Annotated in this window: 17 protein-coding genes; 11 read left to right on the forward strand and 6 right to left on the reverse strand. The window is 34.9% G+C overall.

The window, feature by feature from the left end; all coding sequences use genetic code 11:
- Positions 1-6 precede the first annotated feature (6 nt).
- From EAL2_RS02405 to EAL2_RS02425, 5 genes are read left to right on the forward strand one after another with little or no spacing between them, the layout of a single operon-like run.
- Positions 7-1104: a DNA cytosine methyltransferase gene (locus tag EAL2_RS02405; protein ID WP_025434828.1), complete on the forward strand. Its 1098-nt coding sequence runs from the start codon at positions 7-9 to the stop codon at positions 1102-1104.
- Positions 1097-2500: a protein NO VEIN domain-containing protein gene (locus EAL2_RS02410; protein ID WP_025434829.1), complete on the forward strand. Its 1404-nt coding sequence runs from the start codon at positions 1097-1099 to the stop codon at positions 2498-2500. Before EAL2_RS02405 ends, EAL2_RS02410 begins: the two co-directional genes overlap by 8 nt.
- Entirely contained in the window at positions 2493-3455 is a 963-nt protein-coding gene (locus tag EAL2_RS02415; RefSeq protein ID WP_025434830.1) for a DNA cytosine methyltransferase, read from the forward strand. Before EAL2_RS02410 ends, EAL2_RS02415 begins: the two co-directional genes overlap by 8 nt.
- A 35-nt stretch (positions 3456-3490) precedes the next feature.
- Positions 3491-4525, forward strand: a complete 1035-nt coding sequence (locus tag EAL2_RS02420; protein WP_025434831.1) for an SIR2 family protein — start codon at positions 3491-3493, stop codon at positions 4523-4525.
- Positions 4518-6242 (forward strand): ATP-binding protein, encoded by a 1725-nt coding sequence (locus EAL2_RS02425; protein ID WP_025434832.1) that lies wholly within the window; start codon positions 4518-4520, stop codon positions 6240-6242. Before EAL2_RS02420 ends, EAL2_RS02425 begins: the two co-directional genes overlap by 8 nt.
- A gap of 25 nt (positions 6243-6267) precedes the next feature.
- On the opposite strand, the gene EAL2_RS02430 is transcribed toward EAL2_RS02425, so the two are convergent.
- From EAL2_RS02430 to EAL2_RS02455, 6 genes are all read right to left on the reverse strand, one after another.
- A complete protein-coding gene (locus EAL2_RS02430) occupies positions 6268-6459 on the reverse strand; it encodes a SymE family type I addiction module toxin (RefSeq protein WP_025434833.1) in 192 nt (63 codons plus the stop codon).
- A gap of 169 nt (positions 6460-6628) precedes the next feature.
- Positions 6629-7960, reverse strand: a complete 1332-nt coding sequence (locus tag EAL2_RS02435) for a relaxase/mobilization nuclease domain-containing protein (RefSeq protein WP_025434834.1) — start codon at positions 7958-7960, stop codon at positions 6629-6631.
- A gap of 1 nt (position 7961) precedes the next feature.
- The gene (locus EAL2_RS02440; RefSeq protein ID WP_025434835.1) at positions 7962-8318 is read right to left on the reverse strand and encodes a plasmid mobilization protein; all 357 of its coding nucleotides are present in this window, start codon (positions 8316-8318) and stop codon (positions 7962-7964) included.
- A 250-nt stretch (positions 8319-8568) separates the two neighbouring features.
- The gene (locus EAL2_RS02445; protein ID WP_025434836.1) at positions 8569-9078 is read right to left on the reverse strand and encodes a hypothetical protein; all 510 of its coding nucleotides are present in this window, start codon (positions 9076-9078) and stop codon (positions 8569-8571) included.
- Positions 9079-9086: 8 nt separating this feature from the next.
- Positions 9087-9605 carry an ImmA/IrrE family metallo-endopeptidase gene (locus EAL2_RS02450; RefSeq protein ID WP_242842481.1) on the reverse strand — a complete coding sequence of 173 codons (519 nt, stop codon included), beginning with the start codon at positions 9603-9605 and terminating at the stop codon, positions 9087-9089.
- A gap of 50 nt (positions 9606-9655) precedes the next feature.
- Positions 9656-10057 carry a helix-turn-helix domain-containing protein gene (locus EAL2_RS02455; protein WP_025434838.1) on the reverse strand — a complete coding sequence of 134 codons (402 nt, stop codon included), beginning with the start codon at positions 10055-10057 and terminating at the stop codon, positions 9656-9658.
- A 172-nt stretch (positions 10058-10229) separates the two neighbouring features.
- Here EAL2_RS02455 and EAL2_RS02460 point away from each other — a divergent pair, with 172 nt between their 5' ends.
- The 6 genes from EAL2_RS02460 (at position 10230) to EAL2_RS02480 (ending at position 17040) form a co-directional block, all read left to right on the forward strand.
- On the forward strand, positions 10230-10853 hold the full coding sequence (locus EAL2_RS02460) for a hypothetical protein (protein ID WP_025434839.1): 624 nt from the start codon (positions 10230-10232) through the stop codon (positions 10851-10853).
- Positions 10854-11107: 254 nt separating this feature from the next.
- Positions 11108-11518, forward strand: a complete 411-nt coding sequence (locus EAL2_RS02465) for a sigma-70 RNA polymerase sigma factor region 4 domain-containing protein (protein WP_025434840.1) — start codon at positions 11108-11110, stop codon at positions 11516-11518.
- Positions 11519-11984: 466 nt separating this feature from the next.
- Complete coding sequence (locus tag EAL2_RS15415; RefSeq protein WP_158408874.1) at positions 11985-12158, forward strand: hypothetical protein; 174 nt, start codon at positions 11985-11987, stop codon at positions 12156-12158.
- Positions 12159-12264: 106 nt separating this feature from the next.
- Positions 12265-13908: a recombinase family protein gene (locus EAL2_RS02470; RefSeq protein ID WP_025434841.1), complete on the forward strand. Its 1644-nt coding sequence runs from the start codon at positions 12265-12267 to the stop codon at positions 13906-13908.
- Positions 13901-15553, forward strand: a complete 1653-nt coding sequence (locus EAL2_RS02475; protein ID WP_025434842.1) for a recombinase family protein — start codon at positions 13901-13903, stop codon at positions 15551-15553. The genes EAL2_RS02470 and EAL2_RS02475 overlap by 8 nt, the downstream gene beginning before the upstream one ends.
- Entirely contained in the window at positions 15553-17040 is a 1488-nt protein-coding gene (locus EAL2_RS02480; protein ID WP_025434843.1) for a recombinase family protein, read from the forward strand. The genes EAL2_RS02475 and EAL2_RS02480 overlap by 1 nt, the downstream gene beginning before the upstream one ends.
- The last annotated feature ends 42 nt before the right edge of the window (positions 17041-17082 follow it).

The raw sequence follows: 17082 nt of genomic DNA on the forward strand, positions 1-17082 counted from the left end.
GTGCTAATGAGAACCTTTAGATATATTGATTTGTTTTGTGGTTGTGGGGGATTTTCAAAAGGCTTTTCTGATGCAGGATTTAAGGGAGAACTAGCAATCGATTGTTGGGAAGATGCCGTTGAAACATATAGAGATAATTTTCCAAATCATAAAACAATAATTGCAGATTTATCTGAATTAGATATTGAAAAAGAAATGAAAAATTTTAATTTAAATAAAGATACTATTGACGTTGTCATTGGTGGACCGCCATGTCAAGGATTTTCACTATCGGGGAAAAGAGATATTGATGACCCACGGAATAAATTGTATAAATCTTTTGTTAATGCTGTTTTTCAAATTAAGCCAAAAGTTTTTGTGATGGAAAATGTTCCTGGATTAGTAAAATTATTTAAAGGTGTTGTTTGGGAGAGGATAATCAAAGAGTTTGAAGAACTTGGTTATAATATTTCATGGAGAATTTTATCGGCAGAACAATTTGGTGTCCCTCAAACTAGAAAAAGAGTGTTTATCGTAGGTGTTAATCGGGATTTTTTTGGAAATGATAATTTTTTTGAATTTCCTAAAGGAGAACATGGTGAGAAAAAGGATGTTGTAACAACCAAGGATGCTATAAGTGATCTTGACTTTCTGCCAGATGATGTTATTGGGGATAATTGTATTTTATATAGAAAGCCTGCAGAAACAGCATTTCAAAGAAAAATGAGAAAAAATAGTGACAAGTTGTTTAACCATGTAATTACTTTGCATACTGAAAAAACAAAAGGCATCATATCATTAGTCCCAGATGGGGGAAATTATAAAAACCTACCAGAGGAATTGCGGAATACAAGGAAAGTTAACATAGCATGGACTCGAATGAATAGTAACTTACCTTCATTCACCATAGATACAGGTCATAATCATCATTTTCACTATTCTGAAAATCGAGTTCCAACAGTTAGAGAGTCTGCTAGGATTCAATCATTTCCAGATACATTTCATTTTAAGGGTGGAAAGACGAGTCAACTTAAGCAAGTAGGAAATGCAGTACCACCTATGTTAGCTGAACAAATTGCCCTAGAGATAAAAAAGTTTATAGAAAGGAAAGAACAGGATGTATGATCATTCAAAACAATACAGATGCACAATAATTCGTGGTAAATCTCAGTCGGAAATTGATGATATGCTTCCTGCATATGCATCAGTTTTAGATAGCATTTGTCCATGTTCAATCCAAGAATTTCCTTCTTTGTTTAATGAACGTCTTGCTATTTACTTATCTGAAAATAAGAGGAAAAAGAAGACTTTAGATAATCATAGAACTGAGATAGCAGGGAAACTCTTTGGTATGTACTATGTTCAGGATGAATATGTTTATATATCGGAAAGAACATTGAAATTCATCGAGGACACGGATCAACCTGCCTTCTTCAAAGATGTATGTTACAAATTTCAAGTTCCTAATGGAATGCAGAAAACAGCGACGGTTCTTACAAGAATTAAGGATAATCTATCTCTTCGTCCAAATGCTTTTGTTTTAAAAGTATTAGACTATGCTAAAAATGCAGGGATTAGGCTATCGAAAAAAGATATTGGCTATTATGTTCTTAATTCATTAGATGTATTAAGCGGCAAAGCCAGCCCATTAGAAGTTATCGAATGTATTTTAGAAGATAAGAAAAATGGTATTTCAAGGTTGATTAAAACCGAGGGTAAGGCTAGTTCATATGATTATCAACACATAAATGAACAGTTAAATTATTTAGAGCTTGCTAATCTTATTAGAACTGATAGTGATGGAACAATTTCCTTGAATATTTTGGAGCAGAAAACTATTGATGTTTTTATCGAAAGCCTTAATTTACCTTTGTTTTTTTCGTTTTCGAATTACGATATTAGCAACAAGCAAAGTGTTTCGGCAATGCATACCGATTGGGATTTTTATTATTCTAAATTGTCTGATGCTTCAAATGAGTTTTCTACATCTCTTGAATCACTAGGTATATTGACTGAGCCTACCCTTGAACAAAAAGTAAAAAAAGGTGAATCTACGATAGAACTGGGTGACGAGGGAGAAATATATGTATTCAACTATGAGAAAGATCGAGTTTCCAAAGTTAACAAACGCTTAGCTAATAAAGTAATTGCATTAGGGAAAACAAAAGGAATTGGATATGATATTCAATCTGTTATAGCTGAACCAGGAGATCGCTTAGAATTTGTGAAATATATTGAAGTGAAATCCACTAGGAGGGTTACAGCTCCAAATTTACAAGATACCGAGTGGTGTGAATCTATAAATATAACAAGAAATGAATGGGTTGCAGCCCAACAACATAAAGAGTTTTATTCAATTTATAGGGTCTATTTTGTTAGAGATAATGTTCTTATCCATGTGATTGAAGATGTCAACCAAAAATATTCGGACGGAAAAATATCAGTAACTCCTATGATGTATAGAGTTGACTACGGTTCTGAAGCAATCGATAGAGTCTTGGGGGAAAAATCAAATGCATAAAGTGGTATCGCTATTTTGTGGCTGTGGTGGCAATGATCGCGGAATGATTGGCGGTTTTAGATACAACAAAAAATTATATAAAAAGTTACCTTTTGAGATAGTTTATGCTAATGATATTGATGAAAAGGCAATAGAGACGTATAAGGAAAATTTTGGAAGCAAAAATGTTTTTTGTAGAGATATTTGCGATATTGAAGCTCAAGATATTCCAGAACACGATATTTTAGTTGGAGGGTTTCCCTGCCAGTCGTTTAGTACGGTCAATCCGACCAAAGATCCGTATGATGATCGAGCTAACTTATATAAAGAAATGGTTAGAGTTGCGGAATTACACAAGCCTAAACTAATTGTTGCTGAGAATGTTAAAGGATTTATGACTTTAAACAAAGGGTCAATTTTCAAACGAGTAAAAGAAGAAATTGAAAATTTGGGTTATTCGGTGTATAGCTCCTTGCTAAATTCTGCGGACTATGGGATACCTCAAAAACGAGAGAGAGTTATCATGATTTGCGTACATGAATCTATTGAAAAAGAATGGGAATTCCCAAAGCCAACAACTCCTAATAGAGATGTTCCTTTAAGCATAGCGGTTCCAAAACTTCGAATTGAGGATGAGAAATATTATTTTTCTAAACGAGCAGTTGAAGGGATGAAAAATGCGAAGAAGAACATGAAACGAGGATTGTGGCAAGATTTATCTGAACCATGTTTAACAATAACTAGTCACCTAGCGAAAGTAAGCCTTAATTCAAGGGATCCTGTTCTACTGGTAGATCCTGACTCAGAGCTTTACAGAAGATTTACACCAAGAGAAGCCGCTACAATCCAATCATTTCCAAACAGTTTTAAGTTTGTAGGTAGTGAAGGTGATGCTTATCGCCAAATTGGAAATGCCATTCCACCAGTGTTAGCTTGGCATATATTTGAGGAAGTATCTAAATTCTTAGCAGATTGATAATTATTTAGATTTTTGGGAAGGAGGGAGGTTTTTTGATACTAGATGACGTAAAACGAATAATACAATCATTTTTTGATGTGGAAACATTAACGGTTGTCGGATCTGGTTTATCAGTATCCGAGGGTATACCAGGAATGAAAGAACTTGCTGAATTACTGGTTGAGCAAGTACCAAAAGGACTATCTGATTTCGATATATCTAATTGGCATTTGATTTCTGAAGATTTAAAACAAGGAACAGATTTAGAGACTGCGATGCAGAACAATCCTCCCAATAAAGAGGTTGAGGAACAAATAGTAAAGGTTACTTATAATTTTATATCTGAAAAAGATAGAGATGTTTTTTATGAAATATTACAAAAACAAAAGGTTTTGCGTTTTTCGAACTATCTTTCTATGTTCCATACTGAATTATATCCGCTAACAGTTATTACAACAAATTATGACTTGTTAATTGAGTATGCATGTGAAAATTTAAGGGTTGCATATAATGATTCATATGTTGGGAAGATTATTGCTGATTTCAACCCTGAACTTGCTACTCAAGAAATATCAAAAGCAACTAAAGTAGGAAGTAAATTAGTAAATAATAAAAATGGATTGCGATTATATAAGCCTCATGGCTCGATTAACTGGAAAATAATTGATAATAGATTAATTAAAGTCAATCATTTTGATTGTGGTTCCCCTTGTATAATCACGCCAGGAACAAACAAATATTTGAAAGGATACGATGAACCGTATGACTATCATATAGGTGCGATTGGTGCTGAATTTGATAAAGCAAAGAAGATAGTATTTATAGGTTACGGATTTAATGATGAGCATCTACAAACTCACTTTTCTAGCTTGAAGAATCGAAATAAACCAATGCTAATAATAACAAGGACACTTTCAGATAAGGCTAAGATGTTTGTAAATGGTAATAAAGAGATAATTGCATTAGAGTATTCTTTAGAAGACGGTCAATCGGGTACAAAAATCCATTGGGAAAATGAAGTCGAATTTTTTAAAGGATTAAATATGTGGGATTTGAGAGAATTGGTGAAAGAGGTGTTTAATGAATAAAATGCAATTTACTAAAGAAGATTTAATAGGACAAGTTGTATATGTTGATACTAACCAAGTTCTAGTGGAAGTTGAAAATGATGAATCAATTAACTTACTAAATGTTGGGAGCATTGTATCAATACAAACAACTAGAACGTATGAATTTACTATTGGTTTAATTGATAAAGTTAAGCGTAAAGTTAATGAACTTCTTACTGAAGATGAAAATGAAATTAAACTATCTTCAGATTTGGTGCAAGTTTCTTTGATTGGTACATATCTAACTGTAGATGGTGATGTCAAAAATCGATTTAAGAGAGGAATCGATACCTTTCCTCAAATTACACATGCTTGCCACATGATTAATGGGGAAAACTTAAAATTGTTTATGAATATCATAAGTAATGAAATCAATGTGGATAAACAATTATCAATAGGTAATTTCACGATGGATAAAGGTGCAACAGCAATTTTAGATGGAGATAAATTTTTTCAAAGGCATGCTGCAATATTAGGAAGTACTGGCTCTGGAAAAAGTTGGTGTGTTGCTAATTTATTAGAACAAGCAAGCCGATTGAATAACCCTAATATAATTGTTTTTGACATTCACGGAGAGTATACGCCTTTATGTGAGCAAGAAAATGGTTATGGACAATCTTATAAGATTGCAGGACCAGGTGACTTAGAAGATGAGTCTGAAAATTTAATATTTCTACCATATTGGTTATTGAATAGAGATGAGATGCTATCAATGATTCTTGATAGATCAGATAGTAATGCTCCTAATCAAGCTTCACGTTTTACATTACATATTAGAAATTTGAAAGAAGCAAAGTTGCGAGAGTTGAATAAAGAAAATGTTTTAAGAACATTCACTGTTGATTCTCCTATTCCGTTTGATATTGATTCTTTGGTAAAGGAATTAAATGAAGATGATACCAGAAAAGGACAAGGGAAAAATGGACCTGTAAAAGGTGAATGGGAAGGAAAACTAACTCGTTTTATTTCTAGACTAGAGACTAAAATTCTAGATAAGAGATATGGATTTTTATTTCAGCCGAATAAGAAAACAATTGAATATAATTGGCTTTCGGATCTCTTGTGCAGACTTATTGGAGATAGTAAAAATAATAGAGGCATAAAAATAATTGATTTTTCGGAAGTTCCATCAGATGTATTGCCTATTGTAACAGGGATTATTGCAAGGATGTTGTTCGACGTTCAATTATGGATGGAAGAAGATAAAAGAATACCTTTTGCTTTAATGTGTGATGAAGCTCACTTGTATCTCCCTGTTCAGGATGAAGCGGATACAGTTCAAAAGCAAGCGTTGGGGAACTTTGAAAGAATAGCAAAGGAAGGGCGAAAATATGGAATATCATTAGTAGCAATAAGCCAAAGACCTTCTGATGTAAGCAAAACAATTTTAAGCCAATGCAATAATTTTTTAGTGTTGAGATTATCAAATGATCGAGATAAATCTGTAATTAGGAACCTGTTGCCAGATGCCTTGAAAGGAATAATAGATCAACTTCCTCTATTAGATGTTGGCGAAGCTATCGCTGTAGGAGATGCGATTTTACTACCTAGTCGTATTCTTCTAAATAAACCAAGTTTGACTCCTCGTAGCGCAACTAGAAATTTTTGGATGGAGTGGGATACGAAAGTTGCTGACAATGATGCAATTGTTGAGGCAGTGGAAAACATGAGATGTCAAACTAAGTCTAATTCCTAAAAAATTATTTGAGAAATATCAAAAACTAATTTGTACTTTGTATCAAATCTTTATTTTTAGATACTACAATGTTTTCGTTGGAATAGTTTATGGTTACATGTTCACCAACTTCAAACCCAAGTTCTTTCAACCATTTCCCTTGCAGAACAATGCGAGGGATTTCTTCTTTATGATTTGCTCCTGGTGCATAGCTTATTTTAAGTTTTCGTTCTTTCATTTTGAGAACCTCCCACTAAAAACAGTATACTTGAAAGATGAAATGAAATGAAGATTGAATCGAATTTATGCCTATAAGGTGCGTAAAATATTCAAGTATTTCATTTCCGCTGCCAAGCTTACATCTTATTAAATGCATTAGAATCATAGAAAAGAGGAAAGATATCGAACTATCTCTCCATCTCTTTTCCCATGTACTGCTCAAAGTTTTTACGAATGATGAACAGGTCATCTATGTTGGTTTTTGAATCAGAATACTCTTTCATCAGGGTATTCTTTTTTTCTTGAAGAGAATCTAGTTCAGCTAATATCTCTTTTGTATCGGGTAGTTTCTTATAATTTTTCAGTAGTTCTGTTGCAGCCACTTTATAAAGTGCAATCTCTCTTGAATATTCGTTTTCAAATTGCTTATCAGTCGGATTTTCTTTGTGATATTTATAAATTTCCTTGAACTGTTTGACGGTATGGGCATGTTCCATCACCTTTGACAGCTGAGCAGATTTATCATCAATCAATTTAATCTCCTCTTGTAATTCTTGACGTTTATCAGCTCCTTCTTGGATGAGAACATCTAGTTGTGCAACTGACTTAATGCCTTGCTCTCGGAGAAAAAGAACCGAGTCTGCCATTACCTTTAAGTTGTGTTTCTTAGCCCAGAATTCATATCCTTTTGATTCTTTAACCTTTATGTTAGACTCAACATCAATTATCTTTTTAACTCTTGATTTCGGCTTTTCTGAGCGTGTGTTGACAGCTTCTTGAATCCTTTCTTTAATTTTTTCTTCGGTATAATCTTCGCCGATTGTCTTAGCTCTGGTGAATCTTTCTTTGTCCTTATGTTTAAAAGCAATGTGTTTTCCTTGCTTGATTTCATAACCTTGCGAACTCATTTTTGATAGGAATTCGTTCCAGTCTTTCGATTGTTTGATGAACCTATCGATGTCAAATTGTAGTTTGCTTTTCCAAGAAGTTCCTTTTTTATGTTGTTCATTCTCATACCAGCTTTTGCCGTTGGTCTTATATTTTCTTTTATAGGCTTCATAGTATTCGTCAATCACACTGAGGTTATTTTCTTTACATAAAGTATCGCTTTGGAATCTGATTTGGTGATAGCTTCGCTTATTCGATTGATAGCATTTGCCAGTCTTGCTATTCACATTATTGAAGATGATATGGTTGTGAATGTGTCCCTTATCTACATGGGTTGAAAGCACATATTGGTATTCGTCTTTCAGTATTTTTTTACAAAGCTCCAGACCGATCTCATGAGCTTTATCTGGTGTTGTTTCCCCTGGATAAAATGATTGTATCAGGTGTCTGGCAATGACTGATCCGCTTGTATTTGCGTCTTCCCTAGTTTTAATAAATGCAGTATGAGCTGAAATAGGGTGGCAAAGGTAGGAAGAAACCAGTAACTTCTCATCCGTTTTATCTGCATTTGTAATGTAGTCAATGGCGTAATTCAATGTTGATTTTATGGGGTGAATCTTTGTAATAGCCATTTTAGTTGTCCTCGTTTCTTTGTGTTCTATTGAGTAGTAGCGAATGAATCTGCCACAGTTCTTTTGAGAACTGCTCTATCTCTCTCCTCATATCATTGATGTCATCTTTATAAATAACTCCCGTAGAATTCACTCGCTTAGCAATTTGATTGATGTTGTTTGTGGCATTGGCAAGTAGCCCTTGTAATTCATTAAAGGGTTTTAAATCTACGGTATAGATTTCTTTTTCTAATACGCATTTTCTTAAAAAATGGTTCATGCTTTTACATTTCGCTTGTCTCATCTTTGCTTGAAACAGTTCTTTTTCTTCTTTGGTTAGTTTTATTTCTAATCTTTCTGTTCTTACTCTATTTGCCATAATGTTATCCTCCTTGGAATATTTTCGGGGTCTTAGGGTTCTCCCTAACAAGTTGAAATTGATATAAAAAAGGAGCAGGGTATTTGGTTCCTGCTCCATCAATTTTTCGTAAGTGTCCGTACACTTACTGTGCTTGCTACAAAAGAATGATTTGTAGATTAGCGTTAAGCGTTATTCAGTTGTTGATACCAAGATTGTACCGCTTAGGACAAGAAATGTCAGCGGGTAGATTTAATAATATTTCTATAAATTATTTGTTCTCACCATTCAGATACTTCATTCGTCCCCTATAAACAGGGATAGCCAAAACCAAAATTATTCCATAGTTGAGGATTGTATTTCCTGTTTGATTTTCAAATAGAGTAATTTGCGTGAATGATTCTTTTACTACTCCAAAGACTTTAAAAACAGAAGAAATCAAATCAAGTGCCAGAGGAAATGCGATTGACATTCCTATGATTGAAATAACTAAATTTAACAACGAACTAATCTTTGGAAGCTTATTGTGAATGACAACAATTAGAATTCCATAGGCTAAGGTTGCAAGAATTCCAACACCAATATCTAGCACATAAACCATCCAGCCAGTCACCATTTTACTAATCACTAATTGATGGATATAGTATGCCGATAGACCAAAAACCAGTGCGAAGTCTATAGCATAGGCGGAAATTTTTACTGAGTATTCAGCAATTAATTTGAATAATGTAATCGCAGCTACAACTGAGAATGCAATTACCATAAGAAGTATTGCGTACATATTGCCTCCTAGCATTCAGACCAATCATCTTTATCTGGTCGGTAGTTTTTTAAGAAGTCCCCGCGAGGTCTTTCAACACAACATTCATTTAAATTAAGCAGTCCAAGTTTTACCATTTCAGATATCTTTAAATTTACCAGATTGATGTCTACTCCCAATTCATAAGAGAGGTCTACATCATCTATTTGTCCACGAAGAAGTGGGATGATATCTTCATCAGCAATGAGCAAATGAGCTGCGAAAATATTTGCTTCAAGTTCATTCTTTGAGTTATCAACAAAGAGACCATTTTCATGGAATGCTACTCCGCTAATGACTTGGTCACGATGTAACTGATCATGTCCTAATTCATGTGCAAGTATTAAATCTTTCTGCCTTCCAACCTCAGTAGAAATGAAAATAAATCTATTGCGTTGTATGACATGGTACATTCCAAGAAGGTGCTTTGTGTCTTCAAGAGGGCAGACCTTGATGTTCAAAAACCAAATAAGTTCATTGGGGTCCCTCGTCTTGTATTTTTTAATCAAAGATTGAACCTTTTCATAGATCCAACGATTTGACAAGATATACACCTACTTTACTTTTTCTTTTTACGACCATACTTTTTATTCTCTTCTTTTGCTTTCCAATAAGCTTCGGTTAGTGCTTGAATAGCAGCATCTTTATCATTATCTGAGAGTTCACCGCCGGCAAAGAGGGCAACGAGACCTTCAGTTAAAGCTTGAGCCTTTCTAGCTTCACCTTGACCGTATTTATTCGCAACTTCAGAAACGAAAATATCATCATTTTCTAAGAGGTAGTTGTAATCACACTGCATTACTTTCGCAATTTTTTCGTAGGTTTCCATACTCTTAGGGAAGCGTTGACCAGTTTCATAAAAGTACAAAGTCTTTGGACTTATTTCTATTTGCTTTGCGAAATTCTCCCTTGTAATCTTGTTCTCTGAGCGATATTTTTTTAGTTTTTCTCCAAAATTCATATTTTTGTTCCTCCTAGTTGGTTTCAAAGTACTTATTATTTAATATTTCGGAACTTAAGTACTTGTTTTTAATCGCAAAATAGTTTATTATATTCATTAATAAGAACTTAAGTACCTATATTATATCCTTTTATGTACAAAAATACAAGTTTAAAATCAAGAGGTGAGAAAATTGAGGAAAACTAAAACACTAAAGCAAATTGAGCGGCTATACCAGGAACAGAGCTTAGATGTACTTACTATTTACGAGCGATCAAAAGCTCTATTAGAGATCTATCGTAATGTCGTTTGGTCACTTAAGAATACTGCTGATTCCATGATTTATGAGACTCAAGAGACCTATGGGAAAGACTTAGATGAAGCACTCATTTATCTTTCGACTTTTGCTCCTGAGTTTAAAAGACAAGACTTTGAGAGCGGTGTCAGTCACCTGTTTGAATCAAAGTGGCTAATTGAAATTATAGATAAGTCTCTGGTCAAAATTAAGGATTATCCAGAATTTGGAGAAATATATTCAGCTATTTTAATGCAGTGCTATCTTGGAAAAACGAAAACAAAAGATGCTGCTTGTATGCAGATGTTGAACCTAGAAAGAAGCTGCTACTACCAGCGAAAAAGAGAAGCCATTACTCTTTTAGGCGTTTCCCTATGGGGATTTGAATTGCCTAGAATAATTCAGGAATTGCATGAAGAGAATCTTAAGGCGATTTATTATGAGGAGATAAAATCTACAATTCCAATTTATACAACCGAGGACCTGGCTCGAATGGTGGAAAAGAAAATAAAGCCAAAGTAGTTGCAGATTGAATGCCGACTGATATTGGACTAGCTGCCGAGTACGTTCGAATTGAATGTGTACTGAAGTACCTATAGACTGATAACATGGGGTAACCCGAAAACTAAATAAGAAAGGCAAGAGACCGAGGAGAAATATCCTGGGTCTTTTTTTATGCCGTTTTTTAGGAGGGACTATGTATCAGTGCAGAGCTCCTCCTTTTTGATTTCAAGAACAAAGCAGAAACAAAACTTGAAATTAATTAGGAGGATACCATGAGTAAAGAATATTTTATTTTCGTTGAAGGAAAACGAATTGTAGTAAGCAAAGAGGTGTACCAAGCATACTGGCATGAAACAAATAAAGAGAATTATCAAAGGCGGCTGGATAGAGAAAACCAGTTGCTTTTCTTTTGTGACTTAGATCATGACGGAAATTTTGAGGGAAATCTTATTGACCAAAATGTCGATGTGGAAAAACTCGTTGAAACTCGCCAAAGAATTGAAGAACTGAATAGAGCATTAGCTTCTCTAACAAATGAAGAAAGGGAAATCATTGATGCCCTTTATTTTCGTGATGAAACAACAAGGAATGTTGCCAGTAGCTTTGGACTTCATCAAACCAGCCTAATCAGAAAAAGGAATCAGATTCTAAAGAAACTAAAAATAATTTTAGAAAATTTCTAAGTTAGGTGTGTTCAAGAGGGTCGAATTTTCACTCTAAAGGTGAGGGGGAATTTGATCCTTTTTGCTTTTTTACCAAACGACAAGTCGGTAAGTGCAAACAAAAAAAGGACTCCTCTCCCATTAGGGACTGATCCTTGAAAACTGAATAGACCATAACGAGACGTTAATCAAAGTGTAGCGTGTATGCATCTTCGCCGAAACCTTCCTACCACAAGTTGGTAAAAATGAATACCTGTTTGTCCAGACAGAGGAAATAAGGAAGCGAGCGATAAAAGATGACTGAAAAATGGAAGTCGGGAACTTTCATTCGCAGTGACCACTTTGAGGACAATGATACTTCTACAGTTGAAGCCGGCTCATCTGAACAGGGGCGGAGGTGAGATTCCTATGTAGCTAACCCATAGCACTCGTTAATGTCAAAAAACTTATTTTAAAAACCAAAACTAATAGAAACGAGGAAAAAGCTATGAGTTGCAAAGTAATGATCGTTGAAAACAACGAGACACTAGAACAAGTCATATTAGTTGATTATATAAATGGATTTGAAGTGACATGTGAGATGAATCAAGAAGATTTCCTCAACATTTTACTATCAGAGTGCACCAAACATTGCATGCTGAGTGAGTACGCACAAATCTAATATTAGCCGCTGACATTTTAGGTAAAGGGCGGTAAGATTTAGATGTGGAAGCTTTGAATCCTTAAATAACCATTTGCAGTGAGTAACGATTTAAGGAGGAAAAGTAATGAAAAAATTAGCAGTAATGTATCTAAGGCTATCACGAGATGATGGCGAAGAAATCGAAAGTAATTCCATTTCCAGTCAAAGAGAACTCATAAAAGCCTATGGCAAACAGCATGGGCTAAATATTTCATGTGAGTATGTAGATGATGGTGTAAGTGGAGCAACCTTCAACAGACCATCATTTAAAAGAATGATGGGGGACCTTGAAAAAGGAAAGATTGAAACGATTGTCGTAAAAGACCTATCTCGATTTGGTCGTGACTATATCGAAACCGGAAAGTATCTCCAAAAGATTTTTCCAGAGAAAAAGGTTCGTTTTATTTCAATCAATGATAATTATGATTCAATGAATGCAGATGCAAATGATACCCACCTTGTTTTACCAATAAAGAACTTTATCAATGACAGCTATTGTCGTGATATTTCCATGAAGGTGAAAAGTTCTCAACAGATGAAGCGAGAAAAGGGTGAGTTTATAGGTGCGTTTGCTCCTTTTGGTTACAATAAAAATCCTAATGATAAACATCAGCTGATCATTGACCAAGAAGTAAAGGGAATCATTGAAACCATTTTCAATAAGAAGGTAGATGGCTATTCATCAAGTTCCATTGCGAAGTACCTAAATGAACTCGGAATAGTAACACCTGCTCGTCACAGGGAAAAGAAACTTGGTGACAGCGTAGGTTTTGTTGGTAAAGACAAAAAATGGGATGCGAAGATGATTAACAGAATCATCAGCAACCCTGTTTATATAGGAACGCTAGAGCAAGGAAAACAAATGAAGCTCAACTACAAAAGTGATAAGCGAATCGATATAAAAAAGGAAGACTGGGTAGTCATTGAAAATGCTCACAAGGGTATCATATCTCAAAGCATATTTGCCATCGCAAATGAAATGCTACTTCGAGATGTGAATAGTCGAGGCATACCAGGTCTTTTTAGTGGAATGCTCTTTTGTAAAGATTGTGGCTCGCAAATGATTAGACGGGTTGTGAAGTATAAAGACAAGACCAATGTTTTTTATATCTGCGGTAGCCACAATGATAGTGGTGAGTGTTCTAGGCATAGTGTAAAGGAAGATGAGATTAAGGATGTTGTTGAACATCTCCTAAATGATTTCTTACACTACAATGAACGAATTTATCACCATGCTTTAAGGCAAGATTTTAATTCGATTGAATTTAAAGCTGAGGTAGAAGATCTGCTTCAAGAGAAAAAGAAATACGAAACACTTCGTCAATCCTTATTTATGGACTTGGAAGATGATCTCATTACGGAGGAAGAATTCAATCGATTTAGAGCAAGCTATGCTTTGAAGATTAAAGAAATTTCTGTGCAAATAGAAAACAAGAATAAAATAATGAACGAGGTTCAAGAGAAAATTCGCAATCGCCAGTGGCTTATTGATTTAGATGAACTAAAGGAAGATGGCAAGCTTGATCGCAAGCGATTAGTCTATCTGGTCAATCGTATCAAGATAGGTGAAGAGAAGAAAATCTCTGTGGTGTTCAACCATATGGATGAACTGAATGCACTGGAAACACTAATCAAGCAAGCACAAATAAAGGAGAAATCAAAGGAAGGAAAACTGATTGCCTTCCCTTTAAATCGTGTTAGTAGTGATGAGGTGGTATGTCATGGCTAGAACATCAAGACGATACGAAATACAAAAAGAAGAAATATCAAAATCGGTTTATCGTGCTGGCGTTTATGTTAGGCTTTCAAGTGAGAGACACGAAGAATGGAGAGAAAAATCTTCTTCTCCCAAAGCACAAGCTTATATATGTGAGGAACACGCAAAAAGCAAAGGTATACAGGTGATTCAAGTCTATGAAGATTATGAGTACTCTGGTACAAACTTTGAAAGACCTGCCTATATTCAGATGATGTCAGATGTTCGAAATGGAAAGATTAACTGCATTATTGTGCGTGATTTGTCCAGGCTTGGTCGAGAGCATATTGAGATGGGACAACTGATAGACAAAGTATTTCCATTTCTGGGCGTGCGATTTATTTCCGTTACCGATAATCTAGATACCATAGATGGACTGGATAATAACAAGTCCTTTGAGGTCATGCTTAAAAATATCATCAATGATATGTATGCAAAAGATATTTCATCAAAAATTATTTCAGTCAAACATACAAGAGCAAAAGAAGGCTACTTCATTGGCTCGGTTCCGCCCTATGGATATAAAATTGAAAAAACACCAAAGGGCCAGAAATTGGTCATCAATGAAGATACAGCTCCCATCGTTCGTCAGATATTTGATTGGACGTTTGAAGGTAAAAGCCAATATGAAGTTACACTTGAGCTAAATCGATTAAGAATAGCTACAGCCACTCATTACCATAAAACTGGTGAAATTTACCGACCAGAAGATGGTCAAGAATGGAGCAAAGGCACGGTAGCGAAGATGCTAATCAATGAGACCTACACAGGCACACTCATACAAGGAAAAAGAAGACAGAGTCTAGTTAAGGGAGAATCGCAGCATTCAACATCGCCAGAAGATTGGATTGTAGTAAAAAACGCTCATGAAGCAATTATATCGGATGAAGAGTTTCAGCAAATTCAAAAGATTAGACGTGAACGTAAAGACAATCACTATTTTGCTTCTGAAAGGAATGACTTAGTGAGAGACCCTGAAAACCGCTATCTAGGACTTGTATTTCTAAAGGATACTGAAAGAGCCTTGTACCGAAGAACAAGAATTTATGGGAAGAATGAAAAGAGATTACTTTATTGTTTCCAACCGGATAATTTCACAGGGAAAAGCTTAGAGAAAGTGAATATCTTTATTACTGAAGAAAACTTAGATGCGATGGTGCTTCAAACGATTCAAAGAATCGCTTCTCAATTGATTTCAGAGAAGAGCTTCTTGGAGAAAATTAAAAATGAATTTTTGAGAAGGAAAGAAGTTGCAGAGACTGGACTTAAAGAGCTTTCAATGAAAAAAGATTTATCGGAAGCTACTATTGCTCGCTTATATGAACGCTATGCCACAGGAAGCCTTGATAAAGCGAAATACATCACGTTTAAGGAGGATGAATCAAGGAAACATGCAAGTTATTGCTCGGAGATTTCTAGGCTAGAGATGATGATTTCAAACCTCAAAAAAGATGAAAGAAAAAGCAGAAAAGTTGCCAGAACGATTTTTCAGGCAAGGAAAGAGACAAAACTTTCTGCTGAAGTTATCAAGGAGTTAATCGAAAGAATTGATGTTATTTCAAAAACTGAGATAGAGATTCATTTCTTATATGATTTTAGTGAGAACGGAGGTATCTAATGAATAAAGTAGCACTGTACTTCCGTTTATCGGTAGAAGAACAATCTGGTAGAGAAGAAAGTGAAAGTATCATTTCTCAAAGGAATTATGTTACTTCATTTTTCAAAGCACAAAGTGATTTGAAGGACTTTCCTTATGAAGAATACATTGATGATGGCTTTAGTGGTTCAAATACCAAGAGACCTGGATTTGAACGGATGATGAATGATGTGAAAGCTAATTTAGTGAAAACTATCATTGTAAAAGATTTATCTCGTTTTATGCGTGATTACATTGCGATGGGTGATTATCTTGAGAACATCTTCCCTTTCATGGGGGTTCGATTTATTGCCATCAATGACAATTATGACAGTAGTAAAGAAAAGGGAAATGGAACAGAACTGGATATCCAATTCAAAAACTTACTCTATGATTTCTATGCAAAAGATGCCAGTCAAAAAGTGAGGTCAGTTCAGAACGCTTTGAAGGCTAAAGGTAAATTTATGGCATGGCAACCACCATTTGGGTATATCAAAGATCCAAATGATAAACATAAAATAATCGTAGATGATGAAGTAGCTCATATAGTAAGGGAAGCCTTTGAATTATCATTAAAAGGAATGTCAACTAGAAAAATTGCTCAGTTGTTTAATGAAAAGAATTACATCACTCCATACAGACGAAAGAAACAAACCTCGAGGATGGATTACTCTTATAAGACAACAACGACTGAGAACCATAAAGAGCCAATCTGGATGCATGGAACAGTCATTAAAATCCTGGGTAATGAAAATTACACTGGAACATACTGCTATAACATGGTTCAGAAATCAATTGCTAGTGGTGGAAAGTCAATACCAGTTCCAAGAAAAGATTGGGGGCGTGTATTTAATAATCATGAAGCAATTATCTCGAGAAAAATGTTTGATCAGGTTCGAGATCAAAATCAAGCCAAGGCTTTTAAGAATGTGGACTATTCTCAACTAAAAGAAATCAGATATCCACTAGAAGGATTTATTGTCTGTGAAGAATGTGGTCATATTCTTGCAAGAGAGAGTACGACGAGACATCAAAAGAACGGCATAAAAAAGTTTAACTATATGTCTTGTAGAACCTGTAAGGCTAAAAAATTAGAAATAAAACGGATGAAATTGGAACTGATAGAAGAAACGGTTTGGAACTTACTGAAAGAGAAAGTTCAATCTGAAGGAAGTAATGAGGAAGAACCACAGTGGAAATCAACGAAGTTAGATCGGATTGCTTTATTAGAATCTGAAAAAGAAGAAGCCTTCCATCAATACAAGACTGGTAAATTACCTAGAGAAGATTTCATTGCAAAGAAATGCTCGATTGATGTGGATATTGAGATGATAGAAAACGAAGTAGAAGAACAAGAATATGAAAAGCTAAAGGTTACCGACTCACTCACGAGGGAGATTGTAGAACGATATATTGATAAAGTTATCGTCTCTCATGGTGGTGGAATAGAAGTGGTTTTGAAAGTTTAAATATGGAGAAGGGCATTGAATAAATCAGTGCTCTTTTTTGTA

The organism is Peptoclostridium acidaminophilum DSM 3953 (genome assembly GCF_000597865.1).
GTDB lineage: Bacteria > Bacillota > Clostridia > Peptostreptococcales > Peptostreptococcaceae > Peptoclostridium_A > Peptoclostridium_A acidaminophilum.

Excerpts from the sequence above, each read along its gene's own strand:
- EAL2_RS15415 (WP_158408874.1), top strand. The coding sequence starts at position 11,985 with ATGAGTTGCAAAGTAATGATCGTTGAAAACAACGAGACACTAGAACAA.
- EAL2_RS02455 (WP_025434838.1), bottom strand. The coding sequence starts at position 10,057 with ATGAATTTTGGAGAAAAACTAAAAAAATATCGCTCAGAGAACAAGATT.
- EAL2_RS02440 (WP_025434835.1), bottom strand. The coding sequence starts at position 8,318 with ATGGCAAATAGAGTAAGAACAGAAAGATTAGAAATAAAACTAACCAAA.
- EAL2_RS02480 (WP_025434843.1), top strand. The coding sequence starts at position 15,553 with ATGAATAAAGTAGCACTGTACTTCCGTTTATCGGTAGAAGAACAATCT.
- EAL2_RS02425 (WP_025434832.1), top strand. The coding sequence starts at position 4,518 with ATGAATAAAATGCAATTTACTAAAGAAGATTTAATAGGACAAGTTGTA.
- EAL2_RS02415 (WP_025434830.1), top strand. The coding sequence starts at position 2,493 with ATGCATAAAGTGGTATCGCTATTTTGTGGCTGTGGTGGCAATGATCGC.
- EAL2_RS02445 (WP_025434836.1), bottom strand. The coding sequence starts at position 9,078 with ATGTACGCAATACTTCTTATGGTAATTGCATTCTCAGTTGTAGCTGCG.
- EAL2_RS02475 (WP_025434842.1), top strand. The coding sequence starts at position 13,901 with ATGGCTAGAACATCAAGACGATACGAAATACAAAAAGAAGAAATATCA.
- EAL2_RS02435 (WP_025434834.1), bottom strand. The coding sequence starts at position 7,960 with ATGGCTATTACAAAGATTCACCCCATAAAATCAACATTGAATTACGCC.
- EAL2_RS02470 (WP_025434841.1), top strand. The coding sequence starts at position 12,265 with ATGAAAAAATTAGCAGTAATGTATCTAAGGCTATCACGAGATGATGGC.
- EAL2_RS02405 (WP_025434828.1), top strand. The coding sequence starts at position 7 with ATGAGAACCTTTAGATATATTGATTTGTTTTGTGGTTGTGGGGGATTT.
- EAL2_RS02410 (WP_025434829.1), top strand. The coding sequence starts at position 1,097 with ATGTATGATCATTCAAAACAATACAGATGCACAATAATTCGTGGTAAA.
- EAL2_RS02430 (WP_025434833.1), bottom strand. The coding sequence starts at position 6,459 with ATGAAAGAACGAAAACTTAAAATAAGCTATGCACCAGGAGCAAATCAT.
- EAL2_RS02465 (WP_025434840.1), top strand. The coding sequence starts at position 11,108 with ATGAGTAAAGAATATTTTATTTTCGTTGAAGGAAAACGAATTGTAGTA.